Here is a 21522-nt window from a genome sequence, read left to right as displayed (position 1 = left end):
TCGGCGCGTCGGCACGCCCCGCCACCGGCACGCCGATGCGCAGATCTCGCTGGCCGCTGAGGCGATACAACAGGGTGTCGAACGCGGCCAGGAACAGCATGAACAACGTGGCGTCATGGGTTCGCGCGGTATGACGCAGCTTGTCGGCCAGGTCCTGCGGCAGCACGAACGCATGGCGTGCACCCTTGCCATCGCGCTCGGCCGGACGCGAGCGGTCTGCCGGCAACTCCAGCACCGGCTGTTCGTCACCCAGCGCCGCGCGCCACCAGCTCAACTGCCGCTCGCGTTCACGCCCGGTCAGGTATTCACGCTGCCAGGCGGCGTAGTCCGCGTACTGCACGCTCAGGGTCGGCAACTGCGCGTCGTCCCCTTGAGAGAAGGCGCGATACAGCTTCGCGAAGTCATTGAGCATGACCTGCACCGACCAGCCATCGGAGATGATGTGGTGCATGCACAGCAGCAGACGCCACTTGCTCTCCCCCACCCGCGCCAGGCCCACACGCCACGGCGCACGCTCGGCATCCAGATCGAAAGGCTGATTCATGAAGCCATGGGCCAGTGCGGCGAAATCTTCATCGGGCGTAGCGCTCTGGCGCAGGTCGTGGCGAGCGATGCTGACGCTGCCAACCGACAGAATGTGCTGCTGTGGAACCCCAGACTCGCCAGGAAGGAAGCAGGTGCGCAGGCTTTCATGCCGTGCGGCAAGCGCATCGAAGCTGCGTTGCAAGGCGTCGATCTGCAACGCGCCACAGAGGTTCAGTACGCAGGGCAGGTTATACGCCGTGCTCTCCGGTTCCAGTTGTGCGAGGAACCACAGGCGCTGTTGCGCGAACGACTGCGGCGCGAACTCACCCTCGCGGCGCGGCAACAACACCGGCATCGCTGCGCGCTCTGCGCGTGTGTCGAGGTAATGCGCCAGGTTGGCCAACACCGGCGCCTCGAACAACGCACGCAACGGCAATTCGAGCTTGAGGTCGCGACGGATCTGCGCCACCAGTTGAATACCCAGCAGCGAATGCCCGCCCAGCTCAAAGAAGTTGTCTTGACGACCCACCTGCTTCACGCCCAGCAGGTCTTGCCACAACGAGGCCAGTTCGCTTTCCACCCCCTCCACGGGCGCCTCAAACGCACGTAGTTGCAGTTGCGGTTCTGGCAGCGCCTTGCGGTCCAGTTTGCCGTTGGCCGACAGCGGGAACGCGTCCAGCGTGACCAGGTGCGCCGGCACCATGTAGTCCGGCAGGCGTTGTTTCAGCTGGGTGCGCAGCTGTTCTTCGTCGAAATCAGTGGCGACCAGATAACCCACCAGCTGCATGCCGGTGCTGAGTTCGCGAGCGACCACCACGGCTTCGCTGACAGCCGGATGGTCCAGCAGCGCCGATTCGATCTCGCCGATCTCCACGCGCAGGCCGCGCAACTTGATCTGGTGATCGAGACGACCCAGGTACTCCACTGCGCCGTCAGTACGCCAGCGCGCCAAGTCGCCGGTGCGGTACAGGCGCTCGCCATTGCCGAACGGGCTGGCGACGAAGCGTTCTGCGGTCAGGCCCGGACGCTGGTGATAACCCCGGGCCAGACCGGCGCCGCCGATGTACAGCTCACCGGGCACGCCGATGGGTTGCGGGTTCAGGCGGCTGTCGAGGATGTGCACTTGCAGGTTGGCAATCGGACGGCCGATGGGCACGGACGCGCCCGGTTCATCGCGGCAGGTCCAGTGGGTGACGTCAATGGCCGCTTCGGTTGGGCCGTAGAGGTTGAACAGATTGGCATTCGGCAGGCGTTGCAGGGTGTCTCGGGCCAGATCGGCAGGCAGCGCTTCGCCGCTGCACACGATGCGTTTCAGCGAGGCACAACCGGTCAGGTCGTCTTGCGACATAAAGGCTGCGAGCATGGAAGGCACGAAGTGCAACGTGGTGATCTGGTGCTGTTCGATCAACGCGGTGAGCAGCGCAGGATCGCGATGATCGCCCGGTTGGGCCATGACCAAGCGCGCGCCGACCATCAATGGCCAGAAGAACTCCCAGACCGAGACGTCGAAGCTGAACGGGGTCTTTTGCAGGACGGCGTCGGTCGCGTCGAGTACGTAGGCTTCCTGCATCCAGGCCAGCCGGTTGAACAGCGCGGCGTGGGTGTTGCCTGCGCCCTTCGGTTTCCCGGTCGAGCCCGAGGTGTAAATCATGTACACCAGTTGCTCGGGATGAATCTCGACATCCGGGGAAGAAACAGGTTGGTCGTCTAGATCAAGACGATCAAGATTCAAGACCTGCAACCCTTCAATAACCGGCAGATCATCGATCACGGCGTCATGGCTCAGCAGCAGACCAATCCCGGCGTCTTCGAGCATGTAACGCAGGCGATCAACCGGGTATTCCGGGTCCAGCGGCACATAGGCAGCGCCAGCTTTGACGACCGCATACAACGCCACGACCATCTCAACCGAACGCAACGCCGCCACACCCACCAGCGAATCGCGCCCCACGCCCTCCCCACGCAGACAGTGCGCCAGCTGATTCGCACGCTGATCCAGTTGCTGATACGTCAGCACCTCATCGCCACAACGCACTGCTTCACGCTGAGGATGCTGTTGCGCCAGACGTTCGAAATGACGATGCACAACAGATTCATCGGCAGACCAGTCGCGGGCCGTGTCATTGACCAACACCAGTTGCGCACGGTCCTGCCGATCCAGCAACTCAAAATCGCCAATCGCCGCGTCCGGCTGCTCCAGCAACTGCGCAAACAGCTGCACGAAACGCTCATGCATCCGCTCGACAGTCCCGTGATCAAACAGATCGGTCGCATAATTCCACGAGCCACCCAGCGCACCGTCGGCGTCCTCATGGGTGTTCAGCGCCAGGTCGAACTGGCAGCTGCCATCGTCCAGCGGCAGGACATCGGCGTGTAGCCCCGGCAACCCGGAAAGCGGTGCAAAGTCACGTTGCTGATGGTCGTACGCCACTTGGAACAGCGGGTTGTGGCTCAGGCTGCGCTGCGGTTGCAGGGCTTCGACCAGTTGCTCGAACGGCAGGTCCTGATTCGCCTGAGCACCAAGAGTGGCGGCCTTCGCCTGCGCCAGCACCTCGCGGTAAGACAGTTCAGCGCTGACGTTTGCGCGCAACACTTGCGTGCTGACAAAGAAACCGATCAGGCCTTCCACTTCCAGGCGCGAACGCCCGGCAATCGGCACGCCGATGCGCAGGTCGTTCTGCCCGCTGAGGCGATGCAGCAACACTTGATACGCCGAGAGGATCGCCATGAACGGCGTCGCGCCCTGCTGTTTGGCAAACGCGCGCACGCGATGGCTGAACGCGGTATCCCAGTTGAACAGTACCCGGTCACCCTGATAGCGCTGCTGCGCCGGACGCGGACGGTCGGTCGGCAGTTCCATCACCGGGTGCTCGTCGCCCAGTTGTTGGCGCCAGTACTGCAACTGACGCTCACCCTCGCCCGCCTCCAGCCATTCGCGCTGCCAGGCCGCGAAGTCGGCGTATTGCACCGGCAGTTCCGCCAGGTGCGGCGCGCGGTTTTCCACGGCAGCGCGGTACAGCTCGCAAAATTCCTGCAACAGCACGCGCACCGACCCGCCGTCAGAAATCATGTGATGCAGGCACAACAACAGGCAGTGCTCGTCGGCGGCGACACGCACCAGCGCCAGACGCCAGAGCGGGCCTTGCGACAGGTTGAACGGCCGCTTGACGAAGTCCTGAGCCAGCGCTTCGAAGTCCACTTCGAGATTCGCGTCGGCGCGGATGTCCAGACGTTCGATGTGCAGCGTACTGGCTGCATCGATCTGTTGCAGCGGCACACCGTCTCCCGCAACGAAACGCGTGCGCAGCACTTCATGACGCGCCGCCAACCCGTCGAACGCCGACTGCAAAGCCGCGTCGTTCAGCTCACCGCGCAAGCGCACTGCACCCGGCAGGTTGTACGCGTGACCGCCCGGCTGCAATTGATCGAGGAACCACAGGCGTTGCTGGGCGAATGACTGCACGGCGTTCGTCGCGTGGCGTGCGGTGAGTTCAAGTTGCTTCGCAGGTTGCGCCAGCTGTGTGATGCGCTGGGCGAAATCAGCCAGACGCGGTGCGTCGAACAGCAGCCGCAACGGCACGCTCACGTCCTGTTCGTGACGCAGGCGCGAGATCAGTTGCATCGCCAGCAGCGAGTGGCCGCCGAGTTCGAAGAAGTGATCGTTGCGCCCTACCGCCTCGATCCCCAGCAAGGGCTGCCACAAGGCGGCCAGTTGCTGCTCCAGTGCGTTTTGCGGTGCCTCATAGTCGCTGGAGCTGAGCTGCGGATCGGGCAACGCGTTGCGGTCCAGTTTGCCGTTCGGCAGTTGCGGCAGGCGCTCCATGACGATGATGTGCGCCGGGATCATGTATTCCGGCAGGGTCACCTGGAGTTGCTGCTTGATCTGCTCTTCGTTCAGCTCGTTGCCGCCAACGTAGCCCAAAAGACGTTTGCCACTCGCACCCTCACGGACGATGACCAAGGCTTCACGCACGCCCTCGCAGCCTTTCAGCGCCGCTTCGATTTCCCCTGCTTCGATACGGAAACCACGAATCTTGATCTGGTGGTCGATCCGGCCCAGGTATTCCAGCAAACCTTCGCTGTTCAGACGCACGCGGTCGCCACTGCGATAGATCCGTTCACCGGGACGGAACGGGTGCGGCAGGAAACGCTCAGCGGTGGCGCCCGGACGGTCCAGGTAACCCCGTGCCACCGCGCCACCCAGGTACAACTCACCGGCAATGCCTTGGGGCAGTGGGTTCAGATCGGCATCCATCACGTAACCCTGACGGTCACCCACTAGGTCACCAATGGGCGCATAGGCCGTGGTGAAGTCAGCGGTTTCCGAAGACGCCAGCCACAAGGTCGGCGTGACCACGGTTTCCGTCGGCCCGTAACCGTTGATGATCCACAGCGGCTGCAGATTGCGAATTACATCGTGCAGCATCTCTCGGCTGAACGCTTCACCGGCAAAGCAGTAGGTTTTCACCCCCGGCCCTTTGCCTTGCACACCGGCCCAGTCCGACAGCTGCCGCAGGTAACTCGGCGGGAACGAGGCGACGGTGATGCCTTCTCGAATCAGCGTGTCGTAGGTCTGCTCGACGCTCCACAGCTCCTGATCGCGCAAAACAACGCGGGCGCCGAAACACATCGGCATCATCCAGCCTTCGTGAGCGCCGTCGAAGCTGATCGAGAGGAAGTGGAACTTCCGGTCCTGGGGCGTGAAGCCGTAACGCTCGCCAATGGTCTGGATGTGCATCGAGATGTCGCCGTGAGCGATGGCCGCGCCTTTCGGCTTGCCGGTCGAACCCGAGGTGTAGATCAGGTACGCCAGTTGCTGCGGATGAATCACCACGTCCGGCGCGGTTTCCGGCTCGCTGGAAACGTCCAGTTGATTCAGGTTGAGCAGCGGCACGTCGCCCACCGGCACGCGGTCCAGCGCGGCATCGTGGGAGATCAGCAGCTTCACGCCACCGTCTTCGAGCATGTAGCGCAGGCGTTCGGTCGGGTAATCCGGATCGAGCGGGATGTAGGCCCCGCCCGCTTTCAGCACGGCGAAGAACGACAGCCACAGATCAATACCGCGTTCCATGGCAATCGCCACCCGCACTTCGGTGCCGATGCCGCGCGCCCGCAGGGCGTGGGCGAGCTGGTTGGCACGGCGGTCGAACTCGGCGAAGGTCAGGTGCTGTTCGCCATGCACCAACGCGATGGCGTCGGGACGCAGCCGCGCATGGTCGGCGATCAGTGCGTGGACAGGACGGTCGACGTAGGGCGAGAACGGCGGATGGTTCCAGGCGTGCATGTCGCTGACGTCACGCTCGGTCATCATGGACAACTCGCCCACGCTCCTTTCAGGGAAGCGGCAGAGGCCGTCCAGCAGTGTCTGGAAATGCCCGCACAGGCGGTCGATCTGTTCGGCGCTGAACACGTTGCTGTGGTAGTTGACGTGAACATGCGCCTGCTCGCCCGCCACCACCGCCAGGCTCAGCGGGTAATGGGTCTTGTCGCTGAGTTCCACGGAACCCAGATTCACACCGCCTGCTTGTTTGTCCCGCAGTACGGCGTCCACCGGGTAGTTTTCGAACACCACCAGGCTGTCGAACAGGTCACGGCCGGCGTGCCCGGCGTAGCGCTGAGCTTCGAACAGCGGCGTGTGTTCGTGCTCGCGCAGTTCCAGGTTGTGCGCTTGCAGTTCATTGAGCCAGTCGCCGACCTTCTGCTGCGATTCCGGCGCCTGCACCAGCGGCAGGGTGTTGATGAACAGGCCCAGCATGCGTTCGATGCCTGGAACCTGCGCTGAACGGCCCGACACGGTAGCCCCGAACGCGACGCGCTGTTGCCCGGTGTAGCGTTGCAACAACAAGACCCAGACCGCTTGGATCAGCGTGTTGACGGTCACCCGCTGACGGCGCGCGGCGTTGTGCAGCAACTGACTGTCCAGGTCCATCGACGTGACCCTCACCTGCGTCGGCAGCGGTTCACCGTTGGCAGATATAGGCGCGGTGACGGCTGCCGCCATCAGCGTCGGTTGTTCGAAACCGGCCAGATGTTGCTGCCAGAACGTGGCGCTGTGCTGCGCGTCTCGGCTGAGCAGCCACTCAACGTAATCGCCGTAATGACCAGCAGGTGTCAGTGCGGCGTCGGACATTGCCGACTGAATCACTTCGCCCAGCACCGCCGCGCTGCTCCAGCCGTCGAGCAGGATGTGGTGGAAGGTCCACACCAGCTTCCACAGCGTTTCGCTTTGACGCACCAGCAACACGCGCATCAGCGGCGCTTCGTGCAACTGGAACGGGGTTTCCCGCTCGGCAGCCAGCACCTCGCTCAGCGCCTGTTGATCGGCACGCAGGTCCAGTTCGCGGACCATCAGCGCCGCGTCGCGACGAATCAATTGCACCGGTTGCTGACTGCCGGTCAGACGCAGGAAGGAGGCACGCAGAATCGGATGACGCTGCACCGCCCCCGCCCAGGCCGACTTGAAGCGCGCCAGCGGCAGGTGCTCAATGTCCAGCGCCACCTGATTGATGTACAGGTCGCGCGCACCTACAGTGCCATGGGTCTCACCCAGTTCACTGTGGAACAACAAACCCTGTTGCATCGGCGTCAGCGGATACAGGTGTTCGATGTCACGGGGAGCGACCGGCAATGCATCGAGTTGCGCCTGAGTCAGGTCCAGTGCCGGAAAGTCCGACGGCGTGACCGCCGAATGCGTGCGGCAATGCTCGATCACCTCGTCCAGCGCCACCCCATAGGCATCGAGCAGGCGCTGAACCGAGGCTGTGTCATGACGTTCGCCGCTGTAGCTGCACGTTACGCGGAACTGTCCGCCGCGCACCTCAGCATCCAACGACAGCTCGCAGGCCAAAGGCGAGTCGGCGCCACGTTGAGCGCCGCTGCCTTCTTCGGCCAGCGTGAACAGGCCACTGCTGTTTTGCAGGCGGCCCGGTTGATGGCCGACACGGCCCATATAATTGAAGAGTACGCAGCCCTCCAGCGACGGCAACGCTTCGCCGCGCAAATGACGCAGCAAGCCGTAACCCAGACCGCCATTGGGCACGGCGCGCAAGGTTTCCTTGGTGTTTTTGAGGGCAGCATCGAGGCTGTCCTGAGCCTGCAAGCTGACCGGATACAGGCTGGTAAACCAGCCCACGGTGCGGGACGGGTCAAGACCCTCGAACAGGTCCTCACGACCGTGACCCTCGAGCGCGATCAGCGCGCGGGATTCGCCACTCCACTGCGCAATCGCGCGGGTCAGTGCGGTCAGCAGCAGGTCATTGATCTGCGTGCGATACGCCGCTGGGGCTTCGCTGAGCAATGCCTGACTGCGGGCCGTGTCCAGTTGCAGATGGCGCTGTTGAACCGAAGCGTGCAAGGCCTTTCCATGAGGATGGGCAACCGGCAATGGCGGAGCACTCGGCAGGTTACGCCAGTACTCGGCCTCGGCCAGCAGCGCATCGCTGTAGGCGAAGTCCAGCAGGCGATGGGCCCAACGCTGGAACGGCAAGCCTTTCTCACCGAGGTCGATCGTCAGACCGGCCTGTGCCTGGGCGTACGCGTTGTGCAGGTCTTCCAGCAGGATGCGCCACGAGACGCCGTCCACCACCAGGTGATGCACGACCAGCAAAAGTCGCTCGCCGCCATCGGCCAGTGTGAACTGCACGGCACGCAGCAGCGGACCGTCTTTCAGATCCAGGCTGGCCTGCGCTTCATTGCAGGCTGCTGCGAGGCCATCATTGCTGACGTCACGCTGCCGCAACAGACCGTCGGCAGCATGTGCCGGATGGACTTCACTGCGATAACGCTGCTGCCACTGGCCGTTGTCGTGCTGCACGAACGTCATGCGCAAAGCGTCGTGATGATTGACCAGCGCGTGCAGCGCCAGCGCCAGTGCCGGCGTTTCCAGTGCCTCATTCGGCGTCAGCAACAGTGACTGGTTCCAGTGACTGCGACGGCGCATCGGTTGCTCGAAAAACCCATGTTGAATCGGCGTCAGCGGGATGTCGCGGTTGAGTTCGATGCGTGGCTGAGCAGAGGCTTCATTGCGGTCGAGCAGTTGGGCGACTTGCGCCAGTTCGGCGATGGTCTGGCGCTCGAACATCTGCCGAGGCGTCAGTTGAATGCCGCGCTTCTTCGCGCGCGAGACGATTTGCAGGCTGAGAATCGAATCGCCGCCCAGTTCAAAGAAATTGTCCTGACGGCCGATCTGTTTGACGCCCAACAAGTCCTCCCACAGCTCGGCGAGTTCGCTTTCCACGCCTGCCTGTGGTGCTTCGAACGCACGTAGCTGCAGTTGTGGTTCTGGCAGCGCCTTGCGGTCCAGTTTGCCGTTGGCCGACAGCGGGAAGGCGTCCAGCGTCACCAGATGCGCCGGGACCATGTAATCCGGCAGGCGTTGTTTCAGTTGGGTGCGCAGCTGTTCTTCGTCGAAATCAGTGGCGACCAGATAACCCACCAGTTGCAGGCCGTTACTGAGTTGACGCGCGACGACGACGGCTTCGCTGATGGCCGGGTGATCCAGCAGCGCCGATTCGATCTCACCGATCTCCACGCGCAGGCCGCGCAGTTTGATCTGATGATCGAGACGGCCAAGGTATTCCACTGCGCCGTCGGCACGCCAGCGCGCCAAGTCGCCGGTGCGATAAAGCCGCTCGCCGTTGCCGAACGGGCTGGCGACGAAGCGTTCTGCGGTCAGGCCCGGACGCTGGTGATAACCCCGCGCCAGACCGGCGCCGCCGATGTACAGCTCGCCGGGTACGCCGATGGGTTGCGGGTTCAGGCGGCTGTCGAGGATGTGCATTTGCAGGTTGGCAATCGGACGACCGATGGGCACAGACGCGCCCGGTTCATCGCGGCAGGTCCAGTGGGTGACATCGATGGCCGCTTCGGTTGGGCCGTACAGGTTGAACAGGTCGGCGTTTGGCAGGCGTTGCAGGGTGTCTCGGGCCAGATCGGCAGGCAGCGCTTCGCCGCTGCAGACGATGCGTTTCAGGGATGCGCAACCGGATAGATTGTCCTGCGCCATGAACGCAGCCAGCATGGAAGGCACGAAGTGCAGCGTGGTGATCTGGTGCTGTTCGATCAGCGCAGTCATTAAGGCAGGATCGCGATGGTCGCCCGGTTGGGCCATGACCAAACGCGCGCCGACCATCAATGGCCAGAAGAACTCCCAGACAGAAACGTCGAAGCTGAACGGGGTCTTTTGCAGCACGGCGTCGGTCGCGTCGAGTACGTAGGCTTCCTGCATCCAGGCCAGCCGGTTGAACAGCGCGGCGTGGGTGTTGCCTGCGCCCTTCGGTTTCCCGGTCGAGCCCGAGGTGTAGATCATGTAGGCGAGTTGCTCGGGATGAATCTCCACAACCGGGGAAGAAACAGGTTGGTCGTCTAGATCAAGCCGATCCAGATTCAAGACCTGCAACCCTTCAATAACCGGCAGATCATCGATCACGGCGTCATGGCTCAGCAGCAAACCGATTCCCGCGTCTTCGAGCATGTAACGCAGGCGATCAACCGGGTACTCGGGGTCCAGCGGCACATAGGCAGCGCCCGCTTTAACGACCGCGTACAACGCCACGACCATCTCAACCGAACGCAACGCCGCCACACCCACCAGCGAATCGCGCCCCACGCCCTGCCCACGCAGGAAATGCGCCAACTGGTTGGCCCGCTGATCGAGTTGCTGATACGTCAGCACCTCATCGCCACAACGCAGGGCTTCGCGATCAGGATGCAACTGCGCCAGACGCTCGAAATGACGATGCACAACAGATTCATCGGCAGACCAGTCGCGCGCCGTGTCATTGACCAACGCCAGTTGCGCAAGGTCCTGCCGATCCAGCAACTCAAAATCGCCAATGGCCGCGTCCGACTGTTCCAGCAACTGCGCAAACAGCTGCACGAAACGCTCATGCATCCGCTCGATACTGCCGTGATCGAACAGATCGGTGGCGTAGTTCCAGTTGCCCGCCAGTTCGCCCGCAGCGTTTTCCCAAGTGTGCAAGGCCAGGTCGAACTGGCTGCTTCCGCTGTCTAGCGGCATGAGCGTGGCGTTGAGGCCGGGCATCAATTGCAGGGCTTCGTCCTGACGCTGCTGGTGGTTGTACAGCACCTGAAACAGCGGGTTGTGGCTCAGGCTGCGCTCCGGCGCCAGCGCGTCGACCAATTGTTCGAACGGAAGGTCCTGATGGGCCTGGGCGCCTTGGGAAGCAAGGCGTACGTTATCGATGATCTGGTTGAAACTGGCGCCGGCCGTGACCTCGCCGCGCAGGATCTGGGTGTTGACGAAGAAGCCGATCAAGCCTTCGGTTTCGGCGCGTTGACGCCCGGCAATCGGCACGCCGATGCGCAAGTCGTTCTGCCCGCTCAGGCGCTGTAACAACACTTGGTAGGCCGCCAGTATGACGTTGAACACGGTCACGCCACGTTGCTTCGCCAGCGCACGCATGCGATCAGACAAGGCCGCGTCGAAGCTGAACGGCAGGCGCGCACCCCGGAAGCTCTGACGCGCCGGACGTGGACGGTCGGCAGGCAGTTCCAGCACAGGCGGCTCTTCGCCCAATTGCTCTTTCCAGTACGCCAGTTGGCGGTCACCCTCGCCCGCGTCCAGGCAGGCACGCTGCCACAGGGCAACGTCGGCATAGTTCAGCGGCAGTTCCGCAAGGGCCGAATCAGTGTTCTCCAGCGCCGCGCGGTAGGCCTGCACGAAGTCCAGCAACAGCACCTGGATGGACCAGCCGTCCGCGATGATGTGGTGCAGACAGACCAGCAATACATGCTCGTCATCAGCGCGCTTAACCAGCGCCACGCGCCACAGCGGACCCTGGGCCAGGTCGAATGGACGGCGCGCGAACGCATCGGCAAGGGTCTCCAACTGGCTTTCATCGTCCGCGTTCAACCGCTCGAACGGCAAGGCGTGCGGCGCCTGAATCACTTGCTCCGGCGTGCCGTCTTCGGCGGTGTCGAACACGGTACGCAGGCTGGCATGACGCTCGGCCACACGCTCGAACGCCGACTGCACGGCGGCGATGTCCAGCGTGCCTTTCAGACGCAGCGCGCCCGGCAGGTGGTAGGTGCTGTTGCCCGGTTCCAGTTGTTCGAGAAACCACAGGCGCTGCTGGGAAAAGGACGTCGGGCTGCGCTCGCCCGCAACCCCGGACGGAATCGGCAGCGCCGACGCATCCAGCCCCTGCTCGCGCAACTTGCCCAGAAACACCCGCCGCTGTGTGGCGCCGAGGCTGAGGAAGCGGGTGGCCAGGGCCAGCAGCTTGCTTTGCGAAGTCATGCTCGGTTGCGACATCAGTTGCTTTCCTCCAGCTCATTCATTAACTCGTCCAAGGCATCGAGCCGGTCGAGCGTCAGGGTCTGCCCCTGCAAGGTGTCGATCAGGGCGGCCTGTGCGGCAACGGTGGTGGCCTCAAAGGCCTGCGCCAGCGGAATGCTCACTCCCAGGCGCTCGCGAATGCGCGACAACAGCCGTGTTGCCAGCAGCGAGTGCCCACCCCGTTCAAAGAAGTTGTCGTCACGTCCAACCCGCTCGACCTTCAGCAGGCTCTGCCATAGCTCGGCAAGGATCTCTTCGCGCTCGCCTTGCGGCGCCTCAAAGGTCCTTTCCTGCACACTGAGCGCAGGCAATGCCTTGCGGTCGAGCTTGCCGTTGGCGTTGCGCGGCAGGCGCTCAAGCTGCACCACGTGGGCGGGCACCATGAACGCCGGCAGCGCTTGGGCCAGTGCGGTTTTGAGGACGTCGGCAGACAGTGCCTGCTGCGCCTCGGTGACCACGTACGCCACCAGTTGCGGACCGTGCGGGGTCGGTTGCGCACTGACCACAGCGTCATGCACGGACGGTTGAGCCAGCAGGACGTTCTCGATTTCGCCCAATTCGATGCGCTGGCCACGGATCTTCACCTGGAAATCCGCACGGCCGACGTACTCCAGCACACCGTCGGCGTTCCAGCGCGCGAGGTCACCACTGCGATACAGGCGCGCACCGGCTTCACCGAACGGGTCCGGCAGGAAGCGCTCGGCGGTCAATGCAGGCCGTGCGGCATATCCGCGACCTACGCCAACACCTCCGATGTACAACTCGCCGACGACGCCCGTCGCCGCCAGTTGCAGGCTGGAATCCAGCACGTACAAACGGTTGTTGTCGGTCGGTCGACCGATCGGCATGTTGGCCCTGGCGGCTGGGGCTGCGGTCAAGGTGTGCAGGGCCACGTCGTCGGCGCATTCGGCCGGGCCGTATGCGTTGACCAACGGCACGTTCGGGTATCGATTGAACCAACGTGTCACCAGGTCCACGGTCAGCGCTTCACCGGTCGGCAGCAACCAGCGCAGGGCGTCTAGTTTGTGCGTGGATACCGCGAGCATGCCGTCGATCACGGCGGGCACGCACTCCAGCACGCTGACTTGATTGGCCACGACCTCCTCCAGCAGACGCTGCGGGTCGTGAACAACCGAGTCCGGCAGAATCTCCACGCGTCCACCGAACAGCGGCGCCGTGAGGAACTGCCACACGGAGATGTCGAAACCGGTGGCGGCGGTCTGCGCGATCACGTCGTCCTCGCCCAGACGCAGGTACGGCAGCTTGGACATCTGGTTGTTGAGCATGCCGCGCTGGTTGACCATCACCCCTTTCGGCTCACCGGTGGAGCCGGAGGTGTAGATCACATAGGCCAGTTGCTCGGCGGTGGCGTAACGCCCCGGATTGCCCTCGGCGCCGCTGGCGACCAGGTCTTCCAGAATCAGCAGACGCGGCTTGACCTCGGTCAAAGCGAGAATCGCCTCGACCTGCGGCAGACAATCGCGGGGCGTGAGCAATACCGGGGCGCCGCTGCTCACCAGCATGCGCGCGCTGCGGCCTGCCGGGTGGCGATCGTCCAGCGCCAGGTAGGCACCCCCGGCCTTGAACGCGCCGATGATCATGCTCAGCAGCGGCAAGCCGCGCGGCGCGAACAGCGCCACCACGTCGTCGCCCTGCACGCCCGCGTCGATCAGGCCGTGACCAATGCGATTGGCCTCGCGGTTGAGTGCGTCGTAGGTCAGGCTCTGGCCCTGGCAGCGCGCCACTTCCAGGTTCGGATGCGCCTGCACGCGGGACTCGAAACGCTCCAGATAACTGATGCCGTACCAGTGCTTTTCCACCGGTCCCTGACCCTGCTGCAGCAACTGTTCGCACTCGGCCTGTTCCAGCACCTGCAACTGGCTGAGGGTCTGTTGCGGGTTATCGATCAGTTGCGTCAGCAGCCGACGGAAATGCCCGACCAGCGAGGTCATGTCGCGGTCGTCGAAGTGACGGGTGTCGTAGGTCAGCTGCAGTTGCAGCGATTCGCCCGGCAGCAGCACCACGGTCAACGGGTAGTTGGTGTGGGTGCGGTTGGCCAGCGGTTTGATCCGGTAGTCGTTCACGGCCTGCTGAACCTCGGCGCCCAACGGAACGTTTTCAAAGACGAACAAGCTGTCGAACAGCGGCTGACCGCGCGGCGTGTCGGCCAGCAGTTGAATGTCCGCCAGTGACAGGTGTTCGTGCTGACGCATCTCGGCGTTCTGCGCTTGCAGCGCGTTGAGCAACTCCAGCGCAGAAGAGCCCACTCCCGGGCGCTTCAGACGCAACGGCAAGGTATTGATGAACAGTCCCAGCGCGCCTTCGATGCCTTCGAGTTCGGTGGGACGACCCGCCACGGTAACGCCGAACACCACGTCGTCGCGGTCGGCATGGTGCATCAGCAACAAGGCCCAGGCGGCCTGCACGAAGGTGTTGGCGGTCAGGCGATATTGCCGCGCCTGGTCAGCCAGTCTGGCGGTCTGCTCGGTGCCCAGCGCCAGCGTGACGTCACGCATCTGCGGCTCGCCTTGCGGACTGTGGCGATACGGCAGCGGCGTGACGTCGGTGAAGCCGGCGAGCGCGTTGCGCCAGTAATCGCGGCTGACGGCTTCGTCCTGCTCGGCCAGCCAGGCGAGGAAATCACGATAAGGTCGCGCAGCCGGCAGACTGACATGGCGCCCGTCGAGGAACGCGCGGTAATGGGCGAAGAACTCGGTGAGCATCAGGCCACGGCACCAGGCATCGATCAGGGCGTGGTGATGGCTCTGCACGATGCGGAAATCCGCCTTGCCGAGCTTGACCAGGCGAAGGCGCAGCAGCGGCGCGCGGGCGAAATCGAAGCCCTGTTCGCGCTCGGCGCTGAGCAGTGCCTCCAGCTCCGCTTCGGCAGCCTCGCGGGACAGGTGACTGAGGTCGATCAACTGCGCCGGGGACGGCACACGACGCATCACCACCTGACGCTGCACACCACTTTCCAGACCGTAGAAGGCCGTGCGCAAGGCTGGATGACGCTGCACCACCTGCTGCCAGGCGAACTTGAAGGCCTCGAAATCGACGTCGCTGCCGACTTCGTACTGATCCTGCATCAGGTAGATGCCGTTGCCCTGCTCCAGCAGGCTGTGCAGCAGAATCCCCTGTTGCATGGGCGCCAGTGGCAGGATGTCTTCGATCTCCCGGGCTGGAATCGCCAAGGCATCCAGTTGCGCCTGACTGAGCCCGGCCAACGGGAAGTCCGATGGGGTCAGGCCGGCATGGCGTTCATCGCTGCAATGGTCGATCAGTTGCATCAGTTGCTCACGGTACAACGCCACCAGGTGCTCGATGCTGTCGCGGCTGAAGCGCTCGCCACTGAAGGTCCAGTCCAGATGCAACTGACCGCCGCGCACCTGGCCGTCCACCGCCAACGCGTTGGCCAGCGGCCCTTGCGGGTCACGCGGGTTGGCGGGTGTCACGCTCGACAGCGAGAACAGTGCGCCCTCACTGTCGTCGAAACGACCCAGATAGTTGAAGGTCAGGCCCTGCCCCACCAGCTCTGGCAGATCGGCGCCAGCCAGATGCTTGAGCACGCCATAGCCCAAGCCTTTATCAGGCACGGCGCGTACCGCTTCTTTGACCGCTTTCAACGTGGCAATCGCATCGTCACCGGCTTCCAGCGCCAGCGGATACAGGCTGGTAAACCAACCGACGCTGCGACTCAAATCCAGCGCGCCGCTGGCGTCTTCGCGACCATGTCCTTCGAGGCTGATCACGTGACGACGACGCCCGGTCCACTGATGCAGCGCCTGGGCCAGCGCCGCCAGCAGCAGATCGTCGATGCGCGTGCGGTAGGCCGCCGGGGCTTCACTGAGCAGGCGACGGGTGTCGTCTGCATTCAGCGTCAGGCCGACGGTTTCACGATCGCCGACCCGGCTTTGAATCGAGGTATCGCCCGGCAGACAGGCATCGGCCGCGTGCAGCGCTTGCCAGTGCGGCAACTGGGCCGCCAGTTCAGGGCTTTGAGCCAGGGTGTGCAGAGACTGCGACCAGCGCTGAAAGCTCGCGGTCTTCTCCGCCAGCGTCACGCGCTGACCCGAGGCCAGGCGGCTGTAGGCGTGTTGCAGGTCCTCCAGCAGCACGCGCCACGACACGCCATCGACGGCCAGGTGATGAATCGCCAGCAGCAGACGACCTTCTCCCGAGGGCAGGCGCGCATGGACCACGCGCAGCAACGGCCCGGTCTCGATGTTCAGGCTGCGCTGGGCTTCATCGCTCAGTGAAGCGAGGTCTTCCTCGCGGGTCAGTTCGCAGGTCCACAGCACGCGCTCGGCGTTTTCGCTGTCGCGATAGCGCTGCAGCCACTGGCCGTCGTCGCCCTGATGGAAGCTCAGGCGCAGGCTGTCGTGTTGCGCCAACAGCAACGCGAGCGCTTGTTGCAGCACAGCGACGTCAAGGCCCTGAGGCAGGTCGAGCAGCAGCGACTGGTTCCAGTGCGAACGCTGAGCCATGGGTAAGGCGAAGAAGCGGGTTTGAATCGGTATCAGGGCAAAATCGCGCGGCACCACAGCAGCTACGACGGGCGCAGCGGCAGGCGTGGCCTCGGACAACACGGCGACTCGCGCCAATTCGGCGATGGTTTGTTTTTCGAACAGTTGCTTGGGTGTCAGGCGAATGCCCTGACGACGGGCGCGCGCGATGATCTGCAGGCTGAGTATCGAGTCGCCGCCCAAGGTGAAGAAGTTATCGTGACGGCCTACCGTTTCCACGTTGAGGGCCTTTTCCCACAGGGCCGCCAACGTCGCTTCGACGCCTTCGTGCGGGGCCTCGAAGCTTTGTGAAACCACCTGCGGCGTCGGCAACGTGCTGTGATCGAGCTTGCCGTTGGCGGTCAGCGGGAACGCATCCAGCGTCAATACATGGCTCGGCACCATGTAGTCCGGCAGGCGCTCGCCGAGCTGCGCGCGCAGGCTTTCGCCATCGATCTGCACGTCCTTGGCGATCAGGGCGTAGGCGATCAACTGGCCACGGTCGTCGACGCGGACATGGGCATCGCGCACACCGTCGAGCTGACGCAGACGTTGTGCAATCTCGCCCAGCGCCACGCGATAGCCACGCACCTTGACCTGATCGTCGGCACGCCCGAGAAACTGGATCTGCCCGTTGGCCAGCAAGCGCGCACGGTCGCCGCTGCGGTAAAGACGACGGCCTGTGCCGTTCGGATCCGGAATGAACACCGCAGCGGTCATGCCCGGACGGTCGTGATAACCACGGGCAAGACCCGGCCCGCCGATGTACAGCTCGCCAATGTCGCCCTGCACCACCGGTTCCAGTTGATCATTGAGAATCAGCGCCACGGCGTTGGGCAGCGGACGCCCGACAGGCGCCGTTTCTGACGTCGTCTGTGCGTGCGTCAGCTCGTTGCTCAACGCGCCGACGGTGGTTTCGGTCGGACCGTAGTGGTTGATGACGCGGCAGCCCGGTTTCAGGCGCTTGACCTGCGAGACCAGCTCCCACGGCAACGCATCACCGCCCAGAATCAAAGCGTGTTCCGGCAACACGTCGGCGGCATTGGCGGCCTGCAACAGCCCGCTCAGGTGGGTCGGGACGATCTTCAAAACGCCCACGTTGTGCTCGGCCATGTAGGCCGCAAAACGGTCCGCGTCGTTGGTGCGATCCGGGTTGATCAGGTGCAGCGTGCGCGCCGAGCACAGCGCGCCAAACAACACGGTGTGGCCCAGGTCAGCACCGACGGTGGAGACCATCGCCATGCTTGCATCCGGCGCAAGTTCCAGGCGCTTGAGCAGCCCTTGAACATAATCGGCCAGCGCGCCATGGCTGATCACCACGCCCTTTGGCGTGCCGCTGGTGCCCGAGGTGTAGATGAGGTACGCCGCTTGCTCGGGGTGCAGGCGCACGTTCAGCGCAGTAGAAGGCTGTAAGCGCCATGCCGCCTCGTCATCCATGCCGAAGACGTCGCCCTTGAAGTCAGCAGGCGCTGCGGCATCGCTGATCAGCCAGAGCGCGCCGCTGTCGGCAAGCACAAAGGCCTGACGCTCTGCCGGCCATTTCGGGTCCAGCGGCACGTAGGCCGCGCCGGTCTTGAGAATCGCCAGCAGACCGACGACGAACGCCACCGAGCGCTCCAACGCCATGCCGACGCGGTTCTCCACGCCGACTCCCGCTTGACGCAAGTGCCGGGCCAGGCGGTTGGCCTGAACGTCGACGGAGGCGAAATCCACCCGGTGCTCTTGCGCTTGCAGCGCCAGACGACTCGGCTGCGCCTTGACGCTGGCGTCCCACAGTGCCAAGACATCGCTTGCCGGAAACGACAGGGTTTCAGCGTCCAGTCGCGACGGCATGGCCGAAACCCGCAGATCGGCCAGACGCGCTTTCGGCTGATCGACCGCCTGCGCGCAAATGCGCAACAAGTCCGCGGCCAGACCGGCGATGCGCGCCTCGTCGAACAGGTCACAGGCGTAGGTGAACACCGCCTGGATGCCATCGGCGCTGTCAGTGATGTCCAGCCCCAGATCGAAGTGCGCGGCGTAGTCATCCAGCTGATTGACGTCCATGCGCAGGCCGCCGGTTTCCACGTTCTGCGGCAGCGGGAACTGCTGGGTGAATTTCACCTGACACAGCGGGTTGTGGCTGAGGTTGCGCGACACGCCCAACGCCTCGACCAGTTGCTCGAACGGCAGGTCCTGGTGGCTCTGCGCGCCCAGCGCCGTGTGCTTGACCGCCTCGATCAGTGCGCTGAACGATTGCTGCGGCGACACCTCCGTGCGCAGCACCAGGGTGTTGACGAACAGACCGATCAGGCCTTCGGCCTCGGTGCAGGTACGCCCGGCCACCGGCACACCGACACGCAGGTCAGTCTGACTGCTGTAGCGCTGCAGCAGGGTTTTGTAGGCGGCGAGCATGACCATGAACAGCGTGGCGCCGTGGCTCGCAGCCAGTTCGCGCAGGCCTTGGCTCAGGCGGCTGTCGAAGGCGATGGCATAGCGCGCGCCGCGATGGCTTTGCTGGACCGGGCGCGGACGATCGGCTGGCAGCGTCAATACCGGCTGCGTGTCGCCGAGGCGTTCGCGCCAGTAGGCCAGTTGCCGCTCACCTTCGCCCCCGGCCAGTCGCTCGCGCTGCCAGGCGGCGAAGTCAGCGTACTGGATCGGCAACGGCGCAAGCGCCGGCGTCAGCCCTTGAGCGTGAGCGCTATAAAGCGCGGCAAAGTCCTTGAGGATGACTTGCACCGACCAGCCGTCCGCGATGATGTGGTGCAACACCAGCACCAGTTGCTGCTGGTTCGGTGACAGCCGCACGTTGAGCACGCGCCACAGCGGCCCGGTCTGCAGGTCCATCGGTTGCTCGACGGCGGCCTTGGCCAGCTCGCCCAATGCGTCCAGCGGTTGCGCGTGCAGGCTGAGGTCGTGCTGCTCGATGACCACCGGCTGCGCGGCGTGAATGCGTTGCACCAGCGAGTCGTCCGTGTCGATGGCGAAGGTGGTGCGCAGGCTTTCATGACGCACCGCAAGATCATCAAAACTGCGCTGCAGCGCGAGGTCATCTATGGCGCCGCTAAGGCTCAGTTGACCGCACAGGTGATAGGCACTGCTGTCAGGTTCCAGCTGGGCGAGGAACCACAAGCGTTGCTGCGCGAAAGATTGCTCCGGTGGCGTCTCGCGGGAAATACGCGCCACGGATGCGGGCGCCTGACCGCTGCGAGTCTGGCGAGCGACGTGAGCGCTGAAGCCCCCCAGCGTCGGGTGTTCGAAAAGATGCGTAGGCTCAAGGGTGAGGCCCAGCACGTTGTTCAGACGCGACAACACCTGAACAACGCCGACCGAATCGCCGCCACGGGCAAAGAAATGGTCGTGCGGGGCGAGGTCCTGTTTACCGAGCACTTCAGCCCAGGCGGCAACGACTTCTGGCAATAAAGACGAAGCTTCGGCGGCGCTTGCTTCGTCATTGCTCTGAGTGTCGAGCAGACGACCGTCCTGCCAGATGGCGAAGCTGTCGAGACTGCCGTTCTGCCAGCCGACGCGGCAGGCCGAACGCTGCAGTTTGCCGCTGGTGGTGCGCGGCAAGGCGCCCGGCTCCAGCAACACGATGACCTTCGGCGCCACCAGAAACAGCGCCGACACCGCGTCGCGGACGGCTTCGCAGATCATCTGAGGCTTCATCAGGCGCCGCACATTGCGGCTGATTTCCAGCGCCAGGCCAACGCCTTCGGCGCCCTGCTCGTCGATGACCGGAAAGGCCGCAATACGACCGCGACGCAGCAGTTCCACGCTCTTCTCCAGCGCCTGTTCGATGTCCTGCGGGTAAAGGTTCTGGCCATTGAGAATGATCAGGTCCTTGAGGCGACCGGTGACGAACAGCTCACCTTCGCTGGCGATCCCCAGATCGCCGCTGCGCAACCAGCGCTTGCCGTCTTGCTCGACGAAGGTGTGCGCGGTGGCTTCCGGGTTCTGCCAGTAGCCTTGGGCGACGCTCGCCCCGGCAATCCAGATTTCCCCCACTTGCCCAGAGTGCAGCACTTGCTGACTCGCAGGGTCGACAATGCGCAGGTCGTGGTCATCGCGGCACCAACCACAGCCCGGCAGGCGACTGGTGGAATTCTGGTTGGCGAACAACGCTTCTTCGGCCTCGCCCGCAGCCAATTGACTGCCATCAAAGCGCTTGATACCGAACGGCACCTCACGGTTTGCCGCGCTGACAAACAGGGTGGCTTCGGCCAGACCGTAGCTCGGGGTCAGCGCACGGCGGTCAAAACCGGCGGGGGCAAAATGCTCGCTGAACGCATCCAGGGTTGCGATGCGAATCGGCTCGGAACCGGAAAACGCCAGGCTCCAGTTGTCCAGTTTGAGGTGCTTCACGGCGCTGGGCTTGATCCGCTCCACGCACAGGCGATAAGCGAAATCCGGCCCACCGGAGAAGGTGCCGTTGTATTGGCTCATCACCTCGAGCCAGCGCGCCGGACGGCCGAGAAAATAATTCGGCGACATCAGGTTCAGCGTGCCGCCGTAGTAAAGCGGTAGCAGCAGACCGCACATCAGGCCCATGTCGTGGTAAAGCGGCAGCCAGCTGACCCAGCTTTCGGCCGACGCGTCGGTGACGAAGTGGCGCGCCATCGCCACCTCGTTGGCCATCAGGTTGTCGTGGGAGACCATCACGCCTTTCGGTGCGCTGGTTGAGCCCGAGGTGTATTGCAGGAACGCCAGCGACGAGGTATCGATCAGTAAGGGCTGCAACGAGTCCTGCCAGCCATGTACGTCTTCGATGGCGACAAAGCGCCCGCCCGCCGGCATGAACGGTTGCAGCAGGTGCTGGAATTTATCCAGGTCCTCACGACGGCCCAGCACCACGCCGGGCGCGGCGTCCTGAAGAATGCCGGTCAGTCGGTCCAGGTGGGTTTGCCGGTTGTATTCCGGGGCGAACGCCGGCACTGCGATGACCCTGGCGTACAGGCAGCCAAGAAACGCCGCGGCGTAATCGGCGCCGGTCGGCAGCATAAGGACGCAACGTTCAGCGCCCTGCGGGCCGAGATGATGCTGCAACACACCCGCGATCGAGCGCGCGTGCAGATCCAGCTGCGCGTAGGTGGTCTGCTGCGGTTCCTGGTCTTCGTGCTGGATGTGTCGAAGGGCAATCCGGTCCGGCTGGCTCTGCGCATAGTGGCCCACCAGTTCGGGAAAATGCGCGGCCTGATCTCGTATGGATTTCAT

Annotated in this window: 2 protein-coding genes (1 of these 2 cut by a window edge); both read right to left on the bottom strand. The window is 63.9% G+C overall.

The window, feature by feature from the left end; translation table 11 throughout:
- Nucleotides 1–11800, bottom strand: partial view of a non-ribosomal peptide synthase/polyketide synthase gene (locus BLS87_RS00450; RefSeq protein ID WP_244165765.1) — the 5' portion only. The gene continues 4403 nt to the left of window position 1, outside the view; only the first 11800 of its 16203 coding nucleotides appear in the window; its start codon is at nt 11798–11800; its stop codon lies off the left edge, out of view.
- Complete coding sequence (locus tag BLS87_RS00445) at nt 11800–21522, bottom strand: non-ribosomal peptide synthetase (protein WP_244165764.1); 9723 nt, start codon at nt 21520–21522, stop codon at nt 11800–11802. The genes BLS87_RS00450 and BLS87_RS00445 overlap by 1 nt, the downstream gene beginning before the upstream one ends.

This window comes from Pseudomonas abietaniphila (genome assembly GCF_900100795.1).
Lineage (GTDB): Bacteria > Pseudomonadota > Gammaproteobacteria > Pseudomonadales > Pseudomonadaceae > Aquipseudomonas > Aquipseudomonas abietaniphila.
The sequence above is the reverse complement of the archived record's forward strand: the minus strand, read 5'-3'. Positions and strand labels throughout refer to the sequence as shown.

Bases quoted from the DNA above. Each gene is read 5' to 3' on its own strand.
- BLS87_RS00445 (WP_244165764.1), bottom strand. From the start codon at position 21,522: ATGAAATCCATACGAGATCAGGCCGCGCATTTTCCCGAACTGGTGGGC.